At 62.5% G+C, this 23,538-nt stretch carries 17 protein-coding genes and 1 tRNA gene; 6 read left to right on the top strand and 12 right to left on the bottom strand.

Annotation, left to right across the window (positions count from 1 at the left end; all coding sequences use genetic code 11):
* Positions 1 to 7 precede the first annotated feature (7 nt).
* The 6 genes from ACTJKL_RS18385 to rirA all read right to left on the bottom strand — a co-directional run bounded on the left by ACTJKL_RS18385 (position 8) and on the right by rirA (position 6,231).
* On the bottom strand, positions 8 to 835 hold the full coding sequence (locus ACTJKL_RS18385) for a dipeptide ABC transporter ATP-binding protein (RefSeq protein WP_440853481.1): 828 nt from the start codon (positions 833 to 835) through the stop codon (positions 8 to 10).
* On the bottom strand, positions 832 to 1,686 hold the full coding sequence (locus ACTJKL_RS18380) for an ABC transporter ATP-binding protein (protein ID WP_018094284.1): 855 nt from the start codon (positions 1,684 to 1,686) through the stop codon (positions 832 to 834). Before ACTJKL_RS18380 ends, ACTJKL_RS18385 begins: the two co-directional genes overlap by 4 nt.
* Before the next feature lies 1 nt (position 1,687).
* Complete coding sequence (locus ACTJKL_RS18375; RefSeq protein ID WP_018094283.1) at positions 1,688 to 2,596, bottom strand: ABC transporter permease subunit; 909 nt, start codon at positions 2,594 to 2,596, stop codon at positions 1,688 to 1,690.
* Positions 2,597 to 2,606: 10 nt separating this feature from the next.
* Complete coding sequence (locus ACTJKL_RS18370; protein WP_018094282.1) at positions 2,607 to 3,611, bottom strand: ABC transporter permease subunit; 1,005 nt, start codon at positions 3,609 to 3,611, stop codon at positions 2,607 to 2,609.
* Between the two features lie 104 nt (positions 3,612 to 3,715).
* Positions 3,716 to 5,311 carry an ABC transporter substrate-binding protein gene (locus ACTJKL_RS18365; protein ID WP_440853480.1) on the bottom strand — a complete coding sequence of 532 codons (1,596 nt, stop codon included), beginning with the start codon at positions 5,309 to 5,311 and terminating at the stop codon, positions 3,716 to 3,718.
* 455 nt (positions 5,312 to 5,766) lie between these two features.
* Complete coding sequence (gene rirA / locus ACTJKL_RS18360) at positions 5,767 to 6,231, bottom strand: iron-responsive transcriptional regulator RirA (protein WP_018094280.1); 465 nt, start codon at positions 6,229 to 6,231, stop codon at positions 5,767 to 5,769.
* Positions 6,232 to 6,420: 189 nt separating this feature from the next.
* Here rirA and ACTJKL_RS18355 point away from each other — a divergent pair, with 189 nt between their 5' ends.
* Positions 6,421 to 7,461, top strand: a complete 1,041-nt coding sequence (locus tag ACTJKL_RS18355; protein ID WP_440853479.1) for a Fe(3+) ABC transporter substrate-binding protein — start codon at positions 6,421 to 6,423, stop codon at positions 7,459 to 7,461.
* 154 nt (positions 7,462 to 7,615) lie between these two features.
* Here the strand turns inward: ACTJKL_RS18355 and ACTJKL_RS18350 are convergent, their stop codons facing one another.
* Positions 7,616 to 9,112, bottom strand: coding sequence for a CoA-acylating methylmalonate-semialdehyde dehydrogenase (locus ACTJKL_RS18350; RefSeq protein ID WP_100669491.1), 1,497 nt, complete (start codon positions 9,110 to 9,112; stop codon positions 7,616 to 7,618).
* 115 nt (positions 9,113 to 9,227) lie between these two features.
* On the opposite strand from ACTJKL_RS18350, the gene ACTJKL_RS18345 reads away from it, so the two are divergent.
* A complete protein-coding gene (locus tag ACTJKL_RS18345) occupies positions 9,228 to 10,109 on the top strand; it encodes a LysR family transcriptional regulator (RefSeq protein WP_100669493.1) in 882 nt (293 codons plus the stop codon).
* A 71-nt stretch (positions 10,110 to 10,180) separates the two neighbouring features.
* Here the strand turns inward: ACTJKL_RS18345 and ACTJKL_RS18340 are convergent, their stop codons facing one another.
* Together ACTJKL_RS18340 and ACTJKL_RS18335 are read right to left on the bottom strand one after the other, a co-directional pair.
* Positions 10,181 to 11,419 carry an FAD-linked oxidoreductase, L-gulonolactone oxidase family gene (locus ACTJKL_RS18340; RefSeq protein ID WP_275596732.1) on the bottom strand — a complete coding sequence of 413 codons (1,239 nt, stop codon included), beginning with the start codon at positions 11,417 to 11,419 and terminating at the stop codon, positions 10,181 to 10,183.
* Positions 11,420 to 11,429: 10 nt separating this feature from the next.
* Positions 11,430 to 12,197, bottom strand: a complete 768-nt coding sequence (locus ACTJKL_RS18335; RefSeq protein ID WP_100669497.1) for an SDR family NAD(P)-dependent oxidoreductase — start codon at positions 12,195 to 12,197, stop codon at positions 11,430 to 11,432.
* A 194-nt stretch (positions 12,198 to 12,391) separates the two neighbouring features.
* On the opposite strand from ACTJKL_RS18335, the gene ACTJKL_RS18330 reads away from it, so the two are divergent.
* Positions 12,392 to 13,210, top strand: coding sequence for a helix-turn-helix transcriptional regulator (locus ACTJKL_RS18330; RefSeq protein WP_324762949.1), 819 nt, complete (start codon positions 12,392 to 12,394; stop codon positions 13,208 to 13,210).
* Positions 13,211 to 13,303: 93 nt separating this feature from the next.
* Here the strand turns inward: ACTJKL_RS18330 and ACTJKL_RS18325 are convergent.
* Together ACTJKL_RS18325 and phaP1 are read right to left on the bottom strand one after the other, a co-directional pair.
* Positions 13,304 to 13,380 (bottom strand) — tRNA-His (locus tag ACTJKL_RS18325).
* 161 nt (positions 13,381 to 13,541) lie between these two features.
* A complete protein-coding gene (gene phaP1 / locus ACTJKL_RS18320) occupies positions 13,542 to 13,988 on the bottom strand; it encodes a phasin PhaP1 (protein ID WP_003527110.1) in 447 nt (148 codons plus the stop codon).
* Between the two features lie 232 nt (positions 13,989 to 14,220).
* Here phaP1 and ACTJKL_RS18315 point away from each other — a divergent pair, with 232 nt between their 5' ends.
* Positions 14,221 to 17,616 carry a PAS domain S-box protein gene (locus ACTJKL_RS18315; protein WP_440853478.1) on the top strand — a complete coding sequence of 1,132 codons (3,396 nt, stop codon included), beginning with the start codon at positions 14,221 to 14,223 and terminating at the stop codon, positions 17,614 to 17,616.
* A 122-nt stretch (positions 17,617 to 17,738) separates the two neighbouring features.
* Entirely contained in the window at positions 17,739 to 19,421 is a 1,683-nt protein-coding gene (locus ACTJKL_RS18310) for an ABC transporter permease (protein WP_275596735.1), read from the top strand.
* A 6-nt stretch (positions 19,422 to 19,427) separates the two neighbouring features.
* Here ACTJKL_RS18310 and ACTJKL_RS18305 read toward each other — a convergent pair whose 3' ends face one another.
* Positions 19,428 to 21,380, bottom strand: a complete 1,953-nt coding sequence (locus ACTJKL_RS18305) for an acetoacetate--CoA ligase (RefSeq protein ID WP_275596736.1) — start codon at positions 21,378 to 21,380, stop codon at positions 19,428 to 19,430.
* A 172-nt stretch (positions 21,381 to 21,552) separates the two neighbouring features.
* Here ACTJKL_RS18305 and ACTJKL_RS18300 point away from each other — a divergent pair, with 172 nt between their 5' ends.
* Entirely contained in the window at positions 21,553 to 23,379 is a 1,827-nt protein-coding gene (locus tag ACTJKL_RS18300; protein WP_440853477.1) for an AsmA family protein, read from the top strand.
* Positions 23,380 to 23,538: the final 159 nt, after the last annotated feature.

Here is a 23,538-nt window from a genome sequence, read left to right as displayed (position 1 = left end):
TTTCCGCTCAGGCGGCATTCTTCCGGGCGAGCCGGGCCTTGATGCTGGCAACATCCGCCCGCGGCGTCGCCGCGAACAACGTCTTCGTATAATCGTGCTGCGGGTCGGAGAATACCGCGTCCCGGCTGCCATACTCGACCGCTTCGCCGTAATACATCACCATTACGTCATCGGCGATGTAGCGCACCACCGACAGATCGTGACTGATGAAGACATAGGTGAGCTTGAATTCGTCCTGCAGATCGGCGAGCAGGTTCAGAACCTGCGCCTGTACGGAGAGGTCGAGCGCCGAAACCGGCTCATCCAGAACCAGAAGCTTAGGATTGAGCATCAGCGCACGGGCAATCGCAATGCGCTGCCGCTGGCCGCCGGAGAACATGTGCGGATAGCGATTGTAGTGCTTCTCCTCGAGGCCGACCTTCTTCAACATCGCCATTGCCCGCTCTCGGCGTTCGCCTGCCGGAACCTTGGTGTTGATGATGAGCGGTTCCGCGAGAATATCGCCGATCTTCTGGCGAGGATTGAGGGAGCCGTAAGGGTTCTGAAAGACGATCTGAACCTTGCGGCGCATCTCCGCCGTCAGCCCCTCGCGCGCGATGTCGACCGTCTTGCCGTCGATCGACAGCTCGCCCGCCGTCGCCGGGTCGATGAGCGTGATGATGCGTCCGAGCGTAGACTTGCCGCAGCCGCTTTCGCCCACGATCGCGAGCGTCTTGCCCTCGTCGAGCGTGAAGCTTACGCCCTTCAGCGCATGAACGGTGCGCGCCGCACGGAACAGGTTTCCGGGAATATGATAGTCGCGCACCAGGTTGCGGGCTTCGAGAACATGGGTCATCGAGCAGCTCCCTCGAGCATCTGTTGCTCATTGAAAAGTTCGGAAATCGTCGGCAACCGGTCTCCCGTCGCATTCTCCGGCAAGGCCGAGAGAAGCGCGCGGGTATAATTGCTCTTCGGCGACTCGAACAGCGAAAGGACATCCGCCTCTTCGATCTTCCGGCCCTTGTACTGCACGATGACGCGATCCGCCGTCTCCGCTACGACGCCCATGTTATGGGTGATCATGATGAGGCCCATGCGGTATTCCTGCTGCAGCTTCATCAGGAGATCGAGGATCTGCTTCTGGATCGTCACGTCCAGTGCGGTCGTCGGCTCGTCTGCGATGAGCAGTTTCGGGTTGCAGGCAAGCGCGATGGCGATCATCACGCGCTGGCACTGCCCGCCCGACATCTGGTGCGGAAAGTGCCCGAGGCGCTCGGCGGGGTCGGGAATGCCGACCGCATCGAACAGCTCGATCGCGCGCTTGCGCCGCGCTGCCCGGTCGAGACCCATATGTATGCGCAGCACTTCCTCGATCTGGAAACCGACCGTGAAGCACGGATTGAGGCTGGCGATGGGCTCCTGAAAGATCATCGCAATGTCCTTGCCGACGATCTTGCGACGGTCGGAGGCCGGCATCTTCAATAGATCCCGTCCGTTGAAGGCGAGCTTGTCCGCGGTCACCTTGGCGGTCCAGGGCAGAAGCCCCATGGCGGCAAGCATGGACACGGATTTGCCGGAGCCCGATTCCCCGACGATCGCCAGGACCTCGCCCTCATGCACCTTGAGCGAGACGCCGTCGACGGCTCGGAACGGCCCGGACGCCGTCTGGAATTCGACGACGAGGTTTTCGATTTCGAGAAGCGCCATGTCAGGACCTCTTCAGCTTGGGGTCGAGTGCGTCGCGCAGGCCGTCGCCCATCAGATTGATTGCCAGAACGGTCACGAGGATAGCGAGGCCGGGAAGCGTCACGACCCACCAGGCACGGAGGATGAATTCGCGTGCTTCCGCCAGCATCGTTCCCCATTCCGGCGTCGGCGGCTGCGCACCCATACCCAGGAAGCCGAGTGCCGCCGCATCGAGGATCGCACTCGAAAACGAGAGCGTCGCCTGGACGATGAGCGGGGCCATGCAGTTCGGCAGGATGGTCTTGAACATCAGCCTCGCATGTCCGGCTCCGGCGACCTTCGCCGCCACGACGTAGTCGCGCGTTTTCTCCGTCATCACCGCCGCCCGCGTCAGGCGGACGAAATGCGGCTGGAAAACCAGCGCGATCGCGATCATCGCATTGGTGAGGCCCGGCCCCAGCACCGCCACCAGGACGAGCGCCAGCAGGAGCGACGGGAAGGCCAGGATGATGTCCATGATCCGCATGATGACCGTGTCGATCCACCCGCGGAAATAGCCGGCGATGACGCCGACGAGGATTCCGCCCGTCAGGGACAGAACCGTCACGATGACGCCCACGAAGAGCGAGAACCGTGTGCCGTAGATGAGACGGGAGAGCATATCGCGGCCCACGGCGTCGGTCCCGAGCAGGAAAGTCGCGCGGCCGCCTTCCTGCCAGACGGGCGGGAGCAGCACCGCCTCGCGGAACTGGATGGTCGGGTTATGGGGTGCCACCAGCGGAGCGAAGATGGCGAGCAGCACCAGGAACAGGAAGAAGAACAGGCCGATAACGGCGCCGCGGTTCTCCGAGAAATAGTACCAGAATTCGGCGAGACGCGCCCGGCGCGTCGGATCGGTCGATATGGCGGTTGTCGCGGTAACTTCGGTCATATCGCTCTCCTCAGTGCCGGATGCGGGGGTTGATCAGGCCGTAGAGCAGATCCACGGCGAGGTTCACCAGCATGATGACCGCGGCGATGATCAAAAGCCCGCCCTGTATGACGGCATAGTCGCGCCGGAAGACCGAATCGACCATCCATTTGCCTATCCCCGGCCAGGAGAAGATCGTCTCCGTCAGGATCGCGCCCGCCAGCATCACACCGACCTGCAGGCCGATGGTGGTGACGACAGGGATCATCGCATTGCGCAGCGCATGAATGCCGACCACACGGAAGGTGGAGAGCCCCTTGGCACGTGCCGTGCGCACATAGTCCTCGGAAAGCACTTCGAGCATTGCAGAGCGGGTCTGGCGCGCAATGACGGCGAGCGGAATGGTGCCGAGAACGATCGTCGGCAGGATGAGGTGATTGAAGGCCGACTGGAACGCCCCTTCCTGGCCGGACAATAGCGAGTCGATCAGCATGAAGCCGGTGACCGACGGGAAGAAGAACATCAACGAGATACGCCCGGACACCGGCGTCCACTGCAGAATGCCGGAGACGACGATGATCAGCAGCAGGCCCCACCAGAAGATCGGCATCGAGAAGCCGATGAGCGCGGTGCCCATGATGATCTGGTCGAAGATGGACCCGCGCTTGACTGCCGCGACGACACCAGCGGGGATGCCGACGACCACCGCGAAGATGATGGCGCAGAGCGACAGCTCGACGGTCGCCGGGAAGAGCTCCATGAACTGATCGATCACCGGCTTCTTGGTGACGATCGACGTTCCGAAGTCGCCCTGCAGAACGCCCCAGAGATAATCCAGGTACTGCATGACGATGGGGCGGTCGAAGCCCAGTTGGTGGGAGATCTCGGCGTGCCGCTCCGGCGACATCACCCGTTCGCCGGAAAGCAGCGCCACGGGATCGCCGGGAAGCAGGCGGATGAAGGAAAAGGCGATGATGGAAACCCCGATGAAAGTCGGGATCAGCACTGCCAAACGCCCCAGAAGGAATCGGAACATAGTCAAACCTCATGCCAACCGTGCCCGCATGAGTGGCGGCACTGGCAAAAAGGAAGAGGGGCGCTCGCCAGCGGCAAACGCCCCCTTCGGATCTGTCGATAAGATTACTCTACAATATCAACGCCGTCGAAAGCAAAGTCGCCGAGCGGGCTCTGCACGAAGCCTTCGACATTCTTGCGCATCGGGACGATGGAGAGCGAGTGGTCGAGCGTTGCCCAGGGAGCTTCGCGCTTGAAGATGACCTGCGCTTCCTCGTAGAGCTTGGTGCGCTCTGCGACGTCGGATGCTTCCTTCGCCTTCGTGACGAGGTCGTCGAACTCCTTGTTGCACCACTGCGCGCGGTTGTTGCCGCCGACGGCATCGCAACCGAGCAGAGTGTCGAGGAAGTTGTCCGGGTCGCCATTGTCGCCCGTCCAGCCGAGGATGACCGCACCGTCGCGGTCCTTCGCCTTGGACTTCTCGAGATATTCCGCCCATTCGTAGGAGACGATTTCGACCTTGACGCCGACCTTTGCAAAGTCCGCCTGCATCAGTTCGGCGGCGCGACGGGCGTTCAGCATGTAGGGACGCGCGACAGGCATTGCCCAGACCTTCATCGAAAGGTCCTTGACGCCGGCATCCTCGAGCATCTTCTTGGCCGCTTCCGGATCGTAGGTGTCGTCTTCGATCTGTTCGTTATAGGACCACATCGTCGGCGGAATCGGGTTGACCGCCGGCTGCGCCTGTCCCTGGAAGACGGCATCGACGATCGCCTGCTTGTTGATCGCCTTGTTCAGGGCCTTGCGCACTTCGACCTTGTCAAAAGGCGCCTGCGTCGTGTTGTAGGCGAGATAGGCGACGTTGAGGCCGGCCTGCTCCATCACCTTGAGGTTCGGATCGGCCTTCATGGCTTCCACATCGGCCGCGTTCGGATAGGGCATCAGGTGGCATTCGCCGGCCTGCAGCTTCTGAAAGCGAACGGCCGCATCCGTGGTGATCGCGAAGACCAGATCATCGATCTTCTGTTTTCCGCCCCAGAAGTCCGGATGAGCCTTGTAGCGGATGACCGCGTCCTGCTGGTAGCCGACAAAGGCGAAAGGACCGGTGCCGAGCGGCATCTGGTTGAGCTGGTTCATCTTGCCTTCGGCCTGCAGCTTGTCGGCATATTCCTTCGACATGATCGAAGCGAAGGGCATGGCAAGGTTGGCGAGGAACGGCGCTTCCTTGCGCTTCAGCTTGATCTTGACCGTCATGTCGTCGACTTTCTCGACCGACTCGAGCAGTTCCGGCAGGCCCATGCCGGCGAAATATTCCCAGGAACCGCCGCTTACGTAGCCGTGCCACGGATGGTCGGACTTCCACTGGCGCTCGATCGAGAAGATCACATCGTCGGCGTTCAGTTCACGAGTGGGGGTGAAGAACTCGGTCGTCTGGAACTTGACGCCGGGACGCAGCTTGAAAGTATATTCAAGGCCGTCGTCGGAAATCGTCCAGCTTTCGGCGAGCCCGGGCTCGGTCTCCGTCGTGCCCTTCTTGAACTCGAGAAGACGGCTGTAGACGGTATGCGCGGCAGCGTCGAAGGTCGTGCCGGCCGTATAGAGGCCGGGATCAAAGCCCTCCGGCGACCCTTCCGAGCAGAAGACGAACGTTTTCGACCAGGCGGTGCCGGCCATCAGCGTGGCAATCGCCGTCGCTGCCAAGAGAGTAGTGAGCTTTTTCATGAGCTTGCTTCCCAGATTTGTTTTTGTTCTCGCAATTTATCTGACACGGCATGACGTTTACACCCGGTCAAGGGCGGATGGAACGACATTTGGCGTCGCAATGCAATAAGTCGCTTTGGAATTTTGTCTATGCGAAAAATTCTTCCGCAAACAGAGCATGCGGAACTATCCCCGACTTTCGCCGGCAGCCGCGGTTCCGGGGCAAGCAATGCGAGTCGCGAACTCTCAAGGGGAATGCAGATAAACTCTAAGCTGCGCTGTCGAAGGGAAACATTCGACCTCGAAAATGCTCGCTACCTTCAAGGTGCCGAGATCGCCCGCCGGAAGCAAGACCTGTCGACTGGAAGCAGCAGTTCGCGGATGAGTTGCCGCCAGCGTACGCGGGTTTTCCGTCCCGCTCTCACGCTGCTTCAGGGCAGAGCCTCTCGGCCACAAGCTCGCAGACGCGAGTGAACTCAGGCGGCCGAGGTCTGCGGGCGCACCGGCTCTTCCAGGCCCAGGAGGAAGTTGATCTGCGGCCTGGCCTTGACCAGGTCGTCGATCGTGTACCCCTGAAGCACTTCGAAAAAGGCGTTCAGCGCCTTGCGCAGCGCGGCGTTGAGGCCGCAGCTGTCCACCAGCGGGCAGTCGATCTCGCCCGCCTCGAAGCATTCCGCCATGGCGAAACTGTCTTCCGTGACTTTGACGACGTCGAAAAGGGTGATCTCCGACGCCGGCTTCGGCAGGCGGACGCCGCCGTTGCGGCCGCGCACCGTCTCGACCAGGCCGGCTCTCGTGAGCGGCTGCAGAATCTTGAAGAGGAACAGCTCGGATACGCCGTAAGCCCTGGCAATCTCGGGAATGCGGCTGAGCTTCTCGCCGTTCGCAGCACAGTACATCAACATGCGTACCGCGTAGTTGGTTTGCTTCGTCAGACGCATTTTTTGCTCCGGATTCGATAAATTCGTGCCTCATCATATAGGACGGATCGCAGTTTGGAACAATTCCAAAAAGTGGAAATATTCACGAAGGTTATCTCTTTACCTTTTCGCTGTTGACTGACGCGCCGGCGGACGGCAGAAATATGATTGAGTTAGTTAAGTTTAAAACACGAAAAAGGAGAGAGCACCATGCAAATTTCAAAAGCGCTGATCGGAGCGCTGTCCATAGCGGCGACGTTTCTTGCCTCTACGGCGGTCCGAGCCGACGGAGAGGTCAACATCTACTCTTACCGGCAGCCGGACCTCATTAAGCCGCTTTTGGACGCCTTCACCGAGAAGACGGGCATTACGACCAACGTCCTCTTCCTCGACAAGGGTCTTGTCGAGCGCATCCAGGCGGAAGGCGCAAACTCTCCAGCCGACGTGATTCTGACCGTGGACATCAGCCGCCTGACCGAAGCGAAGGACGCGGGCGTGACGCAGCCGGTCGTCAACGAGACCATCAACAAGGACATTCCCGACCATTTCCGGGATCCGGACGGCAACTGGTTCGGCCTGACGACACGCGGCCGCGTCGTCTATGCCTCGAAGGAGCGCGTCGCGCAGGACGACATCACCTATGAGGAACTCGCCGACCCGAAGTGGAAGGGCAAGATCTGCACCCGCGACGGCCAGCACTCCTATAATGTCAGCCTGTTCGCCTCCATGATCGCCCACCACGGCGAAGCCGAAGCGGAAAAATGGCTGACCGGCCTCAGGAACAATCTCGCCAAGAAGCCGGACGGCGGCGATCGCGACCAGGCCAAGGCGATCTTCGCCGGCGAATGCGACATTGCGCTCGGCAACAGCTACTATGTCGGCCTTATGATCACCAACGAGAAGGAGCCCGAGCAGAAGGAATGGGCTTCGGCGATCAAGGTGCTGTTCCCGAACACCAAGGACCGGGGCACGCATGTGAACATCTCCGGCATGGCGCTCGCCAAGAACGCGCCGAACAAGGAAAATGCCCTCAAGCTCATGGAATTCCTGTCGGAAGGCGAAGCGCAGAAAATCTATGCCGAACAGGTCTTCGAGTATCCGGTTCTGCCGGGCGCCGAACCGTCGGAAGTCGTGAAGTCCTTCGGTGAGATCAAGCCGGACACGCTGCCGCTTGCGGAAATCGCGGCAAACCGCAAGAAGGCCTCGGAAATCGTCGACAAGATCGGCTACAACGACGGCCCGCAGGACTGAGACCGACGATCTAAGCAATACGAGGACGGCGGGCGCATGCCCGCCGTTTTCGTGACGGCTCCAGTGGGACGAACGGTTATTCGCGCCGCCTCCTCGATCCAATCGGAGGGCCTCCCGAAGGAGGCCCCGGTCGAAGCAGGCGTTCGCTGCCGCGTTATCGCATCGTCGGTATCGAGAACTCGGCTCCATCCTTGATGCCGGACGGCCAGCGGGATGTGATCGTCTTCGTCCGCGTCCAGAATTTGATCGAGTCCGGCCCATGCTGGTTGAGGTCGCCGAAGGACGAGGATTTCCAGCCGCCGAAGGAATGGTAGGCGAGCGGAACCGGGATCGGAACATTGACGCCGACCATGCCGATATTGATGCGGGAGGCGAAGTCGCGCGCCGCATCGCCGTCGCGGGTGTAGATGGCGACACCGTTGCCGTATTCGTGCTTCATCGGCAGCGACAGGGCCTCTTCGTAATTCCTGGCGCGGACGACCGACAGGACGGGTCCGAAGATTTCGGTCTTGTAGATGTCCATGTCGGGTGTGACGTCGTCGAAGAGGCAGCCGCCGATGAAGTGGCCGTTCTCATAGCCCTGCAGCTTGAAGTCGCGGCCGTCGACCACGAGCTTCGCACCCTGCTCGATGCCGCTGTCGATCAGGCTGCGGATGCGCTGCTCCGCCTCCTTGGTGACGACGGGGCCCATATCGGCCTTTTCGTCGGTATAGGGACCGATGCGCAGGCTTTCGACCATCGGAACAAGCTTGTCGATCAGCCGGTTTGCGGTTTCCTCGCCGACCGGAACGGCGACCGAGATCGCCATGCAGCGCTCGCCCGCGGAACCGTAGCCGGCGCCGATGAGGGCGTTGGCCGCCTGGTCAAGGTCGGCGTCCGGCATGATGATCATGTGGTTCTTTGCGCCGCCGAAGCATTGCGCACGCTTGCCGTTCATCGCCGCCGTGCCATAGACGTAGCGGGCGATCGGGGTCGAGCCGACGAAGGAAACGGCGGCGATATCGGGATGCGTCAGGATCGCATCCACCGCGCCCTTGTCACCGTTGACGACGTTGAGGATGCCCGCCGGCAGACCGGCTTCGATCATCAGTTCGGCAAGGCGGATCGGCACGGAGGGATCGCGTTCGGAAGGCTTGAGGATGAATGCATTGCCGCAGGCGATCGCCGGGGCGAACATCCACATCGGGATCATGCCGGGGAAGTTGAACGGGGTGATGCCGGCGCCGACGCCGACCGGCTGGCGGATCGAGTACATGTCGATGCCGGGACCGGCGCCTTCGGTGAATTCGCTCTTCTGCAGGTGTGGAATGCCGATGACGAATTCGCAGACTTCGAGGCCGCGCACGATGTCGCCCTTGGCGTCGTCGATGGTCTTGCCGTGCTCGCGGGAAAGCATCTCGGCCAGCTCGTTCATGTTGTCGTTCAGGAGCTGGACGAACTTCATGAAGACGCGGGCGCGGCGCTGCGGGTTGGTTGCGGCCCATTTGGGCTGGGCAGCCTTGGCGCTCTCGACGGCGGCGGCCAGGTCCGCGTCGCTCGCCAGCGCCACGGTGCCTTGAACTTCGCCCGTTGCCGGGTTGAAGATGTTGCTGACGCGACCGCTCGTGCCGGCAACGCGCTTGCCGTCGATGAAATGACCGAGTTCATACATGAGTGTTTCTCCTGACCCTTGATTGTGCCCTCATGATCGCACTACGATTTCAACAATTCAATTTCCGAATTTCAGGAACCGTTGTGCGCAAATTAAAGTCCATGAAAGCGCTCGCATGAACTGGGACGACGTCCGGGTATTTCTGGCCGTCGCGCGGACGGGCCAGATCCTCGCCGCCTCGAAAAGGCTCGGCATCAATCACGCGACGCTCAGCCGGCGGGTTACCGCACTCGAGGAAAAGCTGAAAGCGAAGCTCCTCATCCGGCGTCCCAACGGCTGCGAACTAACGGCCGAAGGCGAGGTCTTCTTTGCCGCGGCCGAGCGCATGGAAACCGAGATGCTCGCCGCCCAATCGCAGGTCGGGCGGATCGATACGGCGATCGCGGGCACGGTGCGCATCGGCGCCCCTGATGGTTTCGGCGTCTCGTTCCTGGCGCCGCGTCTCGGGCGGCTCACGGCACGTTACCCGGAATTGAAGCTCCAGCTCGTTCCTGTTCCGCGCTCCTTCTCGCTGTCGCAGCGCGAGGCCGATATCGCGATTACCATCGAACGGCCGGAACAGGGGCGGCTCGTCTCGTCCAAGCTTACCGATTATACACTGGGCCTCTACGCATCGGCAGAATATCTTGGCCGCTACGGCACACCCGGGACTGTCGACGATCTCAAGAACCATCGGCGGATCGGCTATGTGGAGGATCTGATCTTCACACCGTCGCTCAATTTCTCCAGCGAGGTCATGCGCAGCTGGAACGCCTCCTTCGAAATCTCAAGCGCCACCGGCCAGACCGAAGCCGCCCGCTCCAGCGCTGGCATCGGCATCCTGCATAACTACATCGCCCGGCAATATCCGGAGCTTGTACGCCTGCTCCCCCAAACGACGATCCGCCGCGCCTATTGGACGACCTATCACGAGAGCGCCCGCGACCTGGTGCGCGTGCGTACGGTCGCAGCGTTTCTGCAGGAACTGGTGACGGCGGAGCATCAGATATTCGTTTAGAGCGGGGTGAGGAAAACTGTATGCGGTTTCGCCCGCATCCCGCGTCTGAACTCGACCTGACATCATGAACGTCAGCCGAGCAGCATCTTCAGATGGTCGTTCAGGAAGCGCCCCTTCGGGTCCAGTTCCCTTCGTAGCGAACGGAAGTCCCCGGCGCGCGGATAGAGATGCGTCACATCGTCGGTGTCGAGGAAATGCATCTTCCCCCAATGCGGCCGCGAGTCGTATCCGCGCAGGATCTGGTCGACGTCCTTCAGAAACGCCCAGTAATCGATCCCCGGGCCCCCCGAGACGGAAAGCGTGATGCTGTCCTGGTGATGGAAGGGGCTCATCCACGCCGGATCGCCGGCGGTGAAGCGATATTCGATCGGATAGATGCAGTTCGTATGCTTGTTGAGCATGAGATCGCGCACGGCTCTGACCGCTGCCTTGCCGTGTTCGAGGGGCACCGCATATTCGAGTTCGACGAAGTTGGGGACGTATTCGATGGGATAGACTTCCGAACTGTAGGCGATCTTTTCGAACTCGCTCTCCATGGGCGCCGCGTCGGTGATATCCATCACCTTCATTTCGCAGACATCGGCCAATTTGTTCGTGGACGAGACGGCCGAGGTATCCGGCAGGCAGTAGAGGTGACGGCTTTCCGGCGTCGGGCACCAGAAAAATCCGAAATGCCGGTGATTTGCGGCCAGTTCGTCATGGCGCTCCATGCAGGTCTCGAAGTCGTCACGCCACAGCCGCTCGTGCAGGTTATAGGCGTCCATGACGTTGAGCGTCATGGAGGAGATGACGCCGAGCGTGCCGACCGAGACTTGGGCCGCGTGGAGCAGTTCTTCGTTGCTCCCATCGATGTCGAGAATTTCCCCGTTCGCCTTGACGATCCTCATCCCGGCGATCGAAGACGCCATGTTTCCGAGCTTGATCCCGGTCCCGTGGGTTCCGGTGGTAAAGGCGCCGGCCACCGCCTGGCTGTCGATATCGCCCTGATTGATCAGCGACAGTCCGTGCTGCTTCAGCGTCTTGCCCACCTCGTTGATGCGCGTTCCGCCTGCTACGGTAATTTGCTTGCGCGCCTTGTCGACGTTCTGAACGCCCCTGAGATTTGCCAGCGACAAAAGGAGACCGCTGGTCCCGACGACCGGCGTGAAGGAGTGGCCCGAACCCGAAACGCGCACTCCGAGATCCCGCCTGTCCGCCTCTGCGACCAGCTCGGCCAATTCGGATTCGGTTTCGGGCGAGGCCTTGTATTGCGATACGCAGTACTGATTGCCTACCCAGTTCCGCCAGACTCCACCTTTCTCGAAAGCCATGTTTCTCCCCTCACACCGCTGTAAAACAATTGTCGACGAACAGATGGGCGCCGCTGACGAAGCTTGCGTCGTCGCTCGCAAGATAAAGGGCGGCCTTGGCGACCTCGTCCGGCCGGCACATCCGCCCCTGCTGGGCGGCGATCGCCGCCTCGGAGACATCGACCCCGTAGCGGGTCAACTCCTCGACTTCCCTTTGGCCGTGCGCCGTCTGGATGAAACCGGGGCAAACCGCATTGCACCGGATGTTCCGATCCCTGAACTCCACGGCGACGGATCGGGCGAACATGTGGCACGCCCCCTTGGTCGTATTGTAAAGGACCTCCATCGGCGTTGCGGCCACCGCCGATATGGAAGAGGTGCAGACGATCGATCCGCCTCCGGCGTCGATCATCTGGGGAAGGACGGCGCGGGTCATAAGGAACATGCTGCGCACGTTGACGGCCATCAGCCGGTCCCACTCGTCGACCGTGGTCTCCAGAAACGGCCGAATGACGATGGTGCCCGCGTGATTGAACAGGACCGTGATCGGTCCGAGTTCTCCCGAAACCCTCTCCACCGCTTGCGTTACCTGACGTTCGTCCGACACGTCGGCCGAGGCGAATGCCGCTCTGAAGCCCTCGCTGCGGAGGCGGGCGGCGATGGCCTCGCCATCGCTCTGCGGGAGATCCACGATCCCGACCGCTGCGCCCTCCCGAGCGAAAAGTTCGGTGGCGGCGAGACCACACCCCCCTGCCCCGCCGCTGATAAGCGCAATTTTTCCGTCCAGTCGACCAGCCACGTGCTCCTCCAGCCGTCGTCGTGCTGCCTGCCGGCGCGGACTGGAGGACGGCTCTCTCGGCGTCTTGATGTCCCGGTCGGCTAAGGCAGCTATGATGCTTGTTCCACTTGGTCAGATTGCCGCAGCGTGACGAAGCAGTCTATATTCCAAAGGTGATAAGGTCGGGGCCACATCCCCGACGCAACGAGGATCGAGTGCAGAAGACCGAAGTGCCAGACCTATCGGCCATTGCCACTGTCGTGGGACAGATCGGCAGGCCGACATTGCCGGACGCGCTCGACGACATGCTCGCGAGAGTGGCACCGTTCGACCTGTCGGCGATCTTCGGCTTCCCCTTTGATTCAAGGCCGCTGCTCTTGCACGACGGCTATCGGCAGCATGCCGAGGCCTCGGCGCTCAAAGCCTATCTCGACGGCGCATATCTGTTCGACCCTTTCTACACTGCCTGCACAGAGAACCTTCAGCCGGGGATCTGGCGAATGCGGGAGCTCGCCCCGGACGAATTCTTCGATTCCGAATTCTACAGTTCCAGAGAGGTTCACCCCTGCATCTCCATGCAGGCCGGCTCACTCGTGGAGGAAATCGGCTTTCTCATCCCGCTGGAGGGAGGCTTCAATGCCGTGTATTCGCTCATGCGTTCGCAAGGCCTTCCCTTTTCAGCCGACGAGGTGGAAAGACTGAAGCAGATCGAGCCCTTCGTTCGCGAAACGGTGCGCTCGCACTGGCGCGATGCGCGCGCGAATGACCGTCAGCTCCGTCTGGACGACCTCATGGAGACGGCCTTCGCTTCGTTTTGCGAGGATCGCCTTACTTACCAGCAGCGGCGAATCGTGCAGCTTATTCTGAGGGGGAACAGCAATTATGCGATTGGACAGATACTCTCCGTGACGGAAGGAACCGTCAAACTGCATAGGCAGAACATCTACAAGAGACTGAACATCTCGAGCCAGCGGGAACTTTTTGCGATGTTCGTGGAGCAGCTACTGCCCCCACTTCCTCCGGAAGCACGGTAATAACCTATCGGCTCTTTCGCCGCCTGGGCGTTCGACCACAAACACGAGCCTTGCGGATCGTGGACCGGCTGGAAGGGTATGTCTTGAAAGAAATGGTACGGTTGGGTGGTCTCGAACCACCGACCTCAGGTGCCACAAACCTGCGCTCTAACCAACTGAGCTACAACCGCACTCGACAGGCGACTCCAATGTTATTCGGGTCGTCGCTTGGCGGCTCACATACGGTCACTCACACCGATTTGCAAGCCTTAAGTTCAGATTATCCAGCAAAAAGACCGGATGGCAAGCCACCCGGTCTTTGCTTCGAATCCGATTGATACGGCGCGGCCGATCAGCCCTTCTTGAGGCTGGACATCGCCTTTTCCGCGGCATCCTTGCCGGGCTTGGCAACGTTCTCGGCGACCTTGCGCGTTGCTTCCTGCATCGTCTTCGCCTGCTCGACGGCAAGCTCTGCCTGCTTGCGGATGAAGGCGGTCTGCAGTTCGACGAGTTCGGAGAGCGACCTTACGCCGAGCAGAGCTTCCATGTGCGAGAGCGAGCTTTCGGCATTGGTGCGCAGCGCGTCGATGGCCTTGAGGCCGAGTTCGACGGTGCCCGATTGAGCGCTCTCGACCGTCGCTTCGACAGTCTTCGCTGCTTCCTCGGTCGCGGTCTTCATCTTGGCGTAGGCTTCCTTCGACTGCGCGGCGCCCTTTTCGGCGAACTCGCGGAAGCTGTCGGCAAACTTGGTCGGGTCGAAAGAGAGGGAAAATGCGTCTTCGGTCTTCCTGGTAGCCATTTCATGCGCTCCTTGGTGTGGCCCTCTTCAGAGGCGCCGTTTTGATTGATGACGGTTCTATAGCCGATTTTGTTGTGCGTTGCAATAAATTTGTGCATCGCACAATAAACCGTGCACATTAACCTTCCGCGCCGAAAGACGTGGCCGAGGCCGCACCGTTGCTGGACCCTCGCCGATGGGCTGGGTATTAATAGAGCGTTAACGCGCAAGCGATCCGTCAGTAGGTCTGCCGATGCCCGAAAGACAGTACCCCTTCATCGACATTGCCGTGCATGCACGGGTGCGGGAGCATTTTGCCCGGGGGGATGCGTCCGTCCTTTTTTCGAAGAGTGTCGCGCGGGTGCTATGGGCCAACGACCAGGGCGCAAAGCTGTTCGGGACGGCCTCGGTCTACGATTTCATCGATACCGACCTCGATCCGAGCGATCTTTCGCTTCGCCAGCTGCGCGCCGCCGCGGCGCAGCTCGCGGCCGTCGGGGACCGCCGGCAGCTTCTGATCCGTATGGCATCGGGCTTTCGCCGGCTTCCGCTCAACGCCGCCGTGGAGATGATCCGCATCGCGCCCGGGGAAGAGGCAATTTTGTTCACCGCGCCGAACAACGGCAAGGCGCTTTCGGCCGAGGCCCGCGCAGAGGCTATGATTGCCGGGCTCGACGGCCCGGACACGCACATGGCCGTGCTCGATAGCGACGGGTCCATCATTGCCGGCTCGCCCGGCTTCGAGAGTCTTGGCCTTTCGGCGGATATTCGCCGAACGCTCGTTGCAGCCGCTGCGAACGACAAGGATCGCCTGATCAAGCGTCCGGTCGCGACGGAAAAAGGGCGCCTGCCGGCTGCAGTCGGCAAGATTTCGGACCACCCGGCCCTCCACCTGCTCTTCGCGGTGGAGGCAATCCTCGAAAAACCGGAGACCGGAGAGGCCGTCGGCGAAACAGCGCAGGAGCAGGCGATCCCCGCCGCACCTGCGCCGTCGAGCGAAACACGAGAGGCGGTTCCTCCGTCCGCGACACCGGCGGAGACGGACCAGGCGGAGGCGCCCGTTGAGGAAGCCGAGGCCCCGGAGGCGGCTGCAGCGAGAGAACACGAAGTGCCTGTCGAGAACGGCACCGCGGAGGATGCGCAAGGGGAGCTCGCTCCGAAGGACGAGGCCGAGGCGGCCGATCTCGCCGAGCCTGAAACGCCGCTTGAAGCCGAACCGGCTTCCGGCGAACCGGCTGGCGATGCGAATCGTGGCGGCGAAACCGCCGACTTTGCGTTTGCGGCCGGCGGACGGGCGGTTCGGTTCGTCTGGAAGATCGACGCGGAGGGACGTTTCAGCGAAATCTCCGAAGAGTTCGCGTCAGCCGTCGGCCCGAAGGCCGCCGACGTGATCGGCGTGACCTTCACCGATCTCGCCGACCGCTACGATCTCGACCCCGACGACAAGATCAACGAGCTTCTGCACCGCCGCGATACCTGGTCCGGCAAAACGATCTTCTGGCCGGTCCAGGGAACCAATCTCAAGGTGCCGGTCGATCTCGCCGCCCTTCCCACCTATTCCCGTTCGCGCGAGTTCGACGGCTTCCGCGGCTTCGGCATTGTCAGGGTCGCCGACGCCGTGCCGGACGCGAAGGCGGCCGGGCTTTCGCTCGACCGGCCGGCACCGGCGCAGATCGCGCAGGCTTCAAGCGACATGTCGGCTGAGGGCGCCGATGCGCCGCAGGCTGAAGCTGGCTCCAGGACCGGCCCTGCCGCCGAGAGCGGGAAAGATGCGGCCGAGGTTGCACAGGACGTATCGGAAGACCCTTTCCGCGGCGAACAGCCCGCGCTGCGGGTCGTCGAAACGGCCGGACGGCAGGCCTCCGACAAGGTCATCGACCTCGACGAGCGCCGACCGGCGGGAGCCGGCGCGCTGACCCGCGGCGAGCAGGCGGCCTTCCGCGAGATTGCAAGGCAGCTCGGCGAGCATTTCGCCCCTCAACCGCTGCCGCAGGAGGGCAAATCCGAAGGCCGGCACGCAACGGACACCTCCCTGAGCACGCCGGCTGCCATGGAAGAAAGCCGACAGACGGAGGAAGCCGAGGCGCCAGGCGGACGGCACGATGCGACGCCGGCGGGCGAGACCCCTGCTGCGGCAACGGAGCCCGGCCTCGCCGCACGCAACGGCGCAGCCATGAGCAGCGAGATCCTCGACAGGCTGCCGGTCGCGTTGCTGGTTCACCATGGCGACGCCTTGCTGCATGCCAATGCGGAATTCCTGCGGCTGACCGGATATGAGGATCTCGAAGCCTTCGAGCAGGAGGGTGGCCTCGAGGCCCTGTTCGCTCTCGGAAACGAGGCAGGCGCGGCAAAGCCGAACGGAACCATGACGCTGGTCCGCAAGGATGGCAGGCTCGTTCCCGTCGGCGCCCACCTGCATTCGATCCGCTGGGAAGGAAAGAGCGCGCTGATGCTTGCGCTGACCCCGGCCGGCGCAAGCGAAGCCGAGAAGCAGGCGCTCGAAGACGAAGGAGCGGCAGAAGCAAGCCGGCTCCGGATGGAGATCGACGAGCTCCGATCGATTCTGGAAACCGCGACCGATGGGGTCGTGGTCCTCGGACGGGACGGCGACATCCGGACGATGAACCGCTCCGCAAGCGCGCTTTTCGACTATGACGAGGCCGATATGCGCGGAAAGCCGTTCGCCGCGCTCTTCGCCCATGAGAGCCAGAAGGCGGTGATCGACTATCTCCAGGGCCTTTCCGGCCACGGCGTCGCAAGCGTGCTCAACGATGGCCGGGAAGTGATCGGCCGCGAGGCCGCCGGCGGCTTCATTCCGCTGTTCATGACCATCGGCCGGCTCTCCTCCTCCAATGGTTATTGCGCCGTCATCCGCGACATCACCCAGTGGAAGCGGACCGAAGAGGAACTTCGCAACGCCAAGCGCGCCGCCGAGACGGCAAATGCTCACAAGACGGAATTCCTGGCCCGGGTCAGCCACGAGATCCGCACGCCGCTCAACGCCATTATCGGGTTTTCCGACATGATGGCCAGCGAGCATTTCGGCCCCATCGGCCATCCGCGCTATATCGAATATGCCGGCGACATCGGCCGGTCGGGACGGCATGTCCTCGACATCGTCAACGATCTGCTCGACATCTCGAAGATCGAGGCCGGCGAGATGGATCTCGACTTCGGCGCCGTTGATCTCAATGAGGCCGTTTCCGAGGCCGTGTCGCTGGTGCAGCCGCAGGCCAATAGCCAGCGCGTGATCATCCGCACCTCGCTGTCGGGCTCCGTGCCGGAAGTCGTCGCCGACGACCGTTCGATCAAGCAGATCGCCCTGAACATCCTCGCGAATGCCATCCGCTTTACGCCGTCGGGCGGCCAGATCGTCGTGTCGACGTCCTACGAGGCCAATGGCAGCGTCATGCTGAGAATCCGCGACACCGGCATCGGCATGACCCGCAACGAGCTCGACCAGGCGATGAAGCCCTTCCGTCAGGTCACGACCGGCGGCCGCAAGCGTGGCGATGGCACCGGCCTCGGCCTGCCGCTGACGAAGGCGATGGCGGAAGCGAACCGAGCGCAGTTTGCCATCACTTCGGCCCCGAACGAGGGCACACTGGTGGAAATATCCTTTCCCTCACAACGCGTCTTGGCCAATTGAAACCGAATGCTGTAAGGAAATGTTGACCTGAAGGAACCAGTTTGTCGGTTCTCGAAGGTTGAGGAAACTGCGGGCCGTTTCCTCACTCGTCATTTCGATCGGCATTGCTTCGGACGGATCGTTTGCACTTCACCGCCAAAAGCCTCAAGCGGCGCTACGCCAGCTCCGGCACCGGCCTTCACCATCCGCTGCTCACCGGCTGGGCCGGACTCGCCTCCGCCGTCGTGCTCATGCCGATTCTTGCCATTGCGTGGCTCGCCATTTCCGGCGGCACCGCAGACTGGCCGCATCTCATCGAAAACGTGATCCCGCGCGCAACCGGTCGCACGCTTCTCCTGGTCCTGTTCACCGGCACCGCCACCGCCGTGATCGGCATCGTCACCGCCTGGCTGGTGGCAACCTATGAATTTCCGTTACGCCGCTTCCTTTCCGCGGCCCTGGTGCTGCCGCTTGCCATACCGGCCTATCTTTCGGCCTATGCCTTCGGGGAGCTGCTCACCTTCACCGGCCCTGTGCAGGGTCTGATCCGAGCCCTCTTCGGATTTCAGACGAGCCGCGATTACTGGTTTCCCGACGTGCGCTCCCTCGGCGGGGCCGTGCTCGTGCTGAGCTCGGTGCTCTATCCCTATATCTATCTCGCCTGCCGCTCCATGTTCCTCATGCAGGGCCGCGCTGCCGCGGACGTAGCCCGGACGCTCGGCGCCGGACCGCTGAAGGTCTTCTTTCGCGTCCAGCTTCCGATGGCGCGGCCGGCGATCATGATCGGCCTCACGCTCGTTGCCATGGAAACGCTGAACGATATCGGGGCGGTCGAATTTCTTGGCGTGCAGACCCTGACCTTCTCCATCTTCGACACCTGGCTCAACCGCGGCAGCCTCGCCGGCGCGGCGCAGATCGCCTGCATCATGCTGGTTTTCGTCATCGCGCTGATGATGGTCGAGAGGGCGGCGCGCCGCAGACAGCGCTTTGCGAGCCAGAAGACCACGGCCGCAGTTCACGATGCCGCGCGGCTGAAACTTTCCGGCTGGAAGAAATGGGCAGCGACGGCCGCCTGCCTTCTGCCGACACTGTCGGGCTTTGCCGTTCCCTTCCTCGTTCTGGGCGACTATGCCCTGAAACGCCTCGACCAGTTCCTGGCGCCGCGCCTCCTGAGTGCGCTGCTGCACAGCATCCTCGTCTCCGGCCTGACGGCGTTTGCGACCGTGCTCCTGGGTTTCGTGCTCGCCTATGCCGCGCGCACCGGGCGTTCGCGCATCAGCGATATCGCCGGGCGGCTCGCCTCCTTCGGCTATGGCGTGCCCGGGACGGTCCTGGCAATCGGGGTGCTCTTTCCGCTCGCGGCCCTGGACAACGCCATCGACGCCGAGATGCGGGGGCTTTTCGGGATTTCCACCGGCCTGCTCATGAGCGGCACCGGCTTTGCCATCATCTATGCCTGCACGGTCCGGTTCCTGACCATGGCGGAAGGGACGCTCGAGGCCGGCTTCCAGAAACTGTCGCCGCATCTGGACATGGCCGCACGCGCGCTCGGACGCACGAGCGGCCAGACGCTGCGGGCGGTCCTCCTGCCCATGATGCGGCCCGCAGTGCTGACGGCCGCGCTCCTCGTCTTCATAGAGACGATGAAAGAGCTTTCCGCGACCATCATGCTGCGTCCGTTCAATTTCAATACGCTCGCGACGCTGGTCTACGAGGATGCCTCGCGGGCGAAGGTGGAAGACGCCTCCGTTGCGGCGATGATCATCGTCCTGGCCGGGATGGTCCCCGTCATCCTCGTGTCCCGGTCGCTCGAACGCAGGTCATAGACGAATTCAGCTCTTGAGTTCCTCCAGCCCCGCGAAGAGGTCGAGAGCGTCCGGGTTCGCCAGCGCTTCCTTGTTCTTGACCGGTCGGCCGTGCACCACGTCGCGCACAGCCAGTTCGACGATCTTGCCGGACTTGGTGCGAGGGATGTCGGCGACGGCGATGATCTTCGCCGGCACGTGCCGCGGCGAGGCGCCGGACCGGATGCGGTTCCTGATCTCCCTTGTCAGTCCTTCGGTCAGCTCGACTCCGGAGGCAAGCCGCACGAACAGGACGACGCGGACATCGTCCTCCCAGTCCTGGCCGATGCAGAGTGCTTCGGCGACTTCATCCATCTGTTCGACCTGGTTGTAGATTTCCGCCGTGCCGATGCGCACGCCGCCGGGATTCAATGTCGCGTCGGAGCGGCCGTGGATGACGATGCCGCCATGCGGCGTCCATTCGGCAAAATCGCCGTGGCACCAGACGTTGTCGAAGCGGTCGAAATAGGCGGCTCGATACTTCGCACCGTCCGGATCGTTCCAGAACATGACTGGCATCGACGGAAACGCCCTGGTGCAGACGAGTTCGCCCTTTTCGCCGCGCACCGGCTTGCCTTCGTCGTTCCAGACATCGACGGCGAGGCCGAGGCCGGGGCCCTGGATCTCTCCGCGCCACACGGGCTTCAGGGGATTGCCGAGCACGAAGCAGGAGACGATGTCGGTGCCGCCGGAAATCGAGGCGAGCTGGACATCGGCCTTGATGCCGTCATAGACGAAGGAGAAGCCCTCCGGCGAAAGCGGCGAGCCGGTGGACGTGATGAGCCGCAAGGACGACAAGTCGTGCGTCTTTGCCGGGGTGAATCCACCCTTGCGCACGGCGTCGATATATTTCGCCGACGTGCCGAACACGGCGAAGCGTTCGGCGGCGGCATAATCGAAGAGCACGTTGCCGTCGGGGCAAAAAGGTGAGCCGTCATAGAGGCACAGCGTGGCGCCTACGGCGAGGCCCGAGGCCAGCCAGTTCCACATCATCCAGCCGCAGGTGGTGAAATAGAACAGCCGCTCGCCGTCCCTCAGCCCGCAATGGAAGCGATGTTCCTTGAGGTGCTGCAGCAGCGTTCCGCCGGCAGAATGGACGATGCATTTGGGTACGCCGGTCGTGCCCGAGGAGAACAGTATATAGAGCGGGTGGCTGAACGGCAGGCGCTCGAAGGCAAGCGGTCCGGCCTGGAATTCGGCGATGAAATCGGCAAGCGTCACCCCGCCATCGACGGTCGGCGCAAGCGCGGCACTGTCTCCCGCATAGGGAACGATGACGGTCGGCGCCCCGAGCGCCTTGGCCACCGCACGCACCTTCGCGTCCACGTCCTGCCGCTTGCCGTTATACCAGTAGCCGTCGCAAACGACGAAGAGCTTGGGGGCGATCTGGCCGAAGCGATCGAGAACGCCCTGCTCGCCGAAATCGGGCGAACAGGACGACCAGATGGCGCCGACCGAAGCGGTCGCAAGCATGAGGGCGATCGTCTCCGGCATATTCGGCATCATAGCGGCGACGCGGTCGCCGACGCCGATCCCCTGCGCCTTCAGCGCCTGTTGCAGACGCGACACCAGGGCGCGCAGTTCGTCCCAGGTCAGCCGATAGCTCACCTGGTCCTCGCCGCGGAAGATCAGGGCATCGCCGGTCCCCGACTTGCGCAGCAGGTTTTCGGCGAAATTGAGCTTCGCTTCCGGAAAGAAGCGGGCGTCGAGCATCCGGTCGCCGTCGACGAGCGCCCTTTCTCCGCCTTCGCCGATCACCTTGCAATGCTCCCATACGGCGGTCCAGAAATCGCCGCGCTCGGTCACCGACCAGTCGTGAAAGGCATCATAGTCGGGGAAGCTGCGCCCGAAGCGCTCCCCGCACCAGGCGATGAACTCAGCCATCGGGCTGCGCTCGAGAATTTCCCTGTCCGGAATCCATAAAGGCCGTTCTGCTTGCATGCTTTCCTCCGCTCTTCGGACTTTTCTATATCATGCTGCAGCGCGGAACAAACAGTGCGGATGCGGCTCCGCATGATCGCGACGGCGACATTTCCATGTCAGTGGCATTTGCATTATGCAGGCCGAAGTCCTATCCAAGCGGCTTACCCGAGGCGATGGCAGTCCGACCGAAATGACGAGGAAGATGTTCCAGATATTGGGCGGTTCGCGCCTGTGGGCGCGGCTTCGCCGGCGCCACCTCGTTTGGTCGGCCGCCATAGGCATCGCCCTCGCCGCCGCATACAATGCTGCGCTGCCGCTCGTGGTTTCGACGACCGAGGCCCGCGCGGCGATGGAGCGGATGCTCGACGACTGGTCGGGCGGGAAAAGCAAGATCAGCGGCGAGCCGGAAGTCCGGTTCTGGCCGGAACCCGTGGTGACGCTCCCCGCAACGACGATCGTCTCCACCGGACCCGAACCGCGCCCGCTTGCAGAGATCGGCCGCATCACCGCTTCGTTCAGCCTGCTTTCCGCACTTCGTGGCGAACAGGCTCTTGACGAGATCACGCTCGTCGATCCGGTCCTCACGCTCGAGCGCGGGGCCGACGGCGCGTTCAACTGGCAAAAACCGGACTGGCTGGTGCCGCCGGGCAATACCGTGCCGCGTGACGAGGCTCCCTTCGGAGACATCACCATCGAGAATGGCCGCTTCCGCGTTGTCGACCACATGGCGCCAACCGGTGAGGGAATAGACGTCGCGGGGATTTCCGGTACCCTCAAATGGCCTTCCTTCGGAGGGCGGCTGAGCGCACAATTCTCGGCGCTCATCGGCGGCGAAGCGGTGGGCTGGGCCTTCGTATGCGAGGAGCCGCTCGCCCTCTTTGCCAGGCGCAACGCCGCTCTCAAGACATCGCTCACCTCGGCTCCGTTGACCTTTTCGTTCGAGGGTACCGGCAATTTCTCGACCCAGCCTTTCGCCTTCGGCCATCTGCAGATGTCCGCACCTTCACTGGCAGCGCTTGCCGCGTGGTACCGCGGGGCTCCGGATGCGGGATTGCCTCCGGGCGGGTTCAGTATCGATACGAGGGTGACCACCGGTGAGACGGCGTTGAAGCTCGAGGACCTGCAGCTGGCGGTCGGCGAAGCCACGGCGACGGGCGTTCTGGATGTGCAATTGCCGTCCGGCAAGGAGCCGCGCGTGGAAGGCACGCTCGCCTTCGACCGGATCGACCTCAACGGCTTGCCCCTGACAACGCTGAAGCCGGCGCAGGAGGACGACCGCGGATGGCGGATGGCCCAGGCTCTTGTCGGGGGCTGGCGTCTGGATGTCCGGCTGTCGTCCCAGGAAGTCCTGGCCGGTCCGTTGCACCTGACCGATGTCGCTGCCGGGGTGATGATCGATGGAAGCCGGGTTTCGCTCGACATCGGCGACAGCACCTATGCGAATGGCAGGCTGAGCGGCCGCGCCGTGCTCTCGGAAAAAGGGCTGGGGCAAGGCGGCAAGCTGCAGATGAACCTGAAAGACGCCGACTTCGCTGCCGTCCTCGACAGCTTCGGCCTCAAGGGTCCCGTGCCGACCGGCCGGGGCGTTCTCAGCGTCGATCTTGCCACCGGCCGCCCCCTCTGGGAGACGGGGATCGCCGATGTCTTCGGCCGTCTCGATTATTCGCTCACCAACGGCAGGCTCGCCGATTTCGACGTTCACGCCTTCACCGATCTCGTGCGCAAGGGGGAATTCTTCTCCCTGTCGCAGGCAAGCGACGGCACGCTCGAGTTCCAGACGGCCGACATCGAGGCGACCTTCGGCAGCGGCACCGCGCGGCTGGACCGGGCCGCTTTCGTCGGCCCCGCCGGCAATATTTCGGTGACCGGCGTCATCCCTTATCGAAGCGGCAGTCTCGCCCTGGCGGGAACGCTCGCGGGCCCCGAGGCCGGCAAGGAGCCGCTGCAATTCTTCATCGGCGGGTCCTGGCCGAACGCAGTAATCTCACCGCTCTCGGTTCTCCTCAGTCCACAGTAACATCTTTGAGACAACGCACTTCCGGACGGAAAACCGTTACACACTTTTCGTGGATGCTTTGAAGCCTGTTGAGATTGGGATTCTCGCCGCGGCTTGTTTGATCTCCTCACCCCTGTGCTCGTGAGAGATGAGGAGGGAAAGAGATGGCACTCCTCCGAG

It is taken from the genome of Sinorhizobium sp. 22678, from assembly GCF_052044265.1.
Taxonomy (GTDB): Bacteria; Pseudomonadota; Alphaproteobacteria; order Rhizobiales; family Rhizobiaceae; genus Sinorhizobium; species Sinorhizobium meliloti_A.
Note: the sequence above shows the minus strand (reverse complement) of the source record. Positions and strands in the feature narration are given on the sequence as shown.

Excerpts from the sequence above, each read along its gene's own strand:
- ACTJKL_RS18385 (WP_440853481.1), bottom strand. The coding sequence starts at position 835 with ATGACCCATGTTCTCGAAGCCCGCAACCTGGTGCGCGACTATCATATT.
- ACTJKL_RS18380 (WP_018094284.1), bottom strand. The coding sequence starts at position 1,686 with ATGGCGCTTCTCGAAATCGAAAACCTCGTCGTCGAATTCCAGACGGCG.
- ACTJKL_RS18300 (WP_440853477.1), top strand. The coding sequence starts at position 21,553 with ATGACGAGGAAGATGTTCCAGATATTGGGCGGTTCGCGCCTGTGGGCG.
- ACTJKL_RS18305 (WP_275596736.1), bottom strand. The coding sequence starts at position 21,380 with ATGCAAGCAGAACGGCCTTTATGGATTCCGGACAGGGAAATTCTCGAG.
- ACTJKL_RS18315 (WP_440853478.1), top strand. The coding sequence starts at position 14,221 with ATGCCCGAAAGACAGTACCCCTTCATCGACATTGCCGTGCATGCACGG.
- ACTJKL_RS18345 (WP_100669493.1), top strand. The coding sequence starts at position 9,228 with ATGAACTGGGACGACGTCCGGGTATTTCTGGCCGTCGCGCGGACGGGC.
- ACTJKL_RS18355 (WP_440853479.1), top strand. The coding sequence starts at position 6,421 with ATGCAAATTTCAAAAGCGCTGATCGGAGCGCTGTCCATAGCGGCGACG.
- ACTJKL_RS18340 (WP_275596732.1), bottom strand. The coding sequence starts at position 11,419 with ATGGCTTTCGAGAAAGGTGGAGTCTGGCGGAACTGGGTAGGCAATCAG.
- ACTJKL_RS18350 (WP_100669491.1), bottom strand. The coding sequence starts at position 9,112 with ATGTATGAACTCGGTCATTTCATCGACGGCAAGCGCGTTGCCGGCACG.
- rirA (WP_018094280.1), bottom strand. The coding sequence starts at position 6,231 with ATGCGTCTGACGAAGCAAACCAACTACGCGGTACGCATGTTGATGTAC.
- ACTJKL_RS18375 (WP_018094283.1), bottom strand. The coding sequence starts at position 2,596 with ATGACCGAAGTTACCGCGACAACCGCCATATCGACCGATCCGACGCGC.
- ACTJKL_RS18370 (WP_018094282.1), bottom strand. The coding sequence starts at position 3,611 with ATGTTCCGATTCCTTCTGGGGCGTTTGGCAGTGCTGATCCCGACTTTC.
- phaP1 (WP_003527110.1), bottom strand. The coding sequence starts at position 13,988 with ATGGCTACCAGGAAGACCGAAGACGCATTTTCCCTCTCTTTCGACCCG.
- ACTJKL_RS18365 (WP_440853480.1), bottom strand. The coding sequence starts at position 5,311 with ATGAAAAAGCTCACTACTCTCTTGGCAGCGACGGCGATTGCCACGCTG.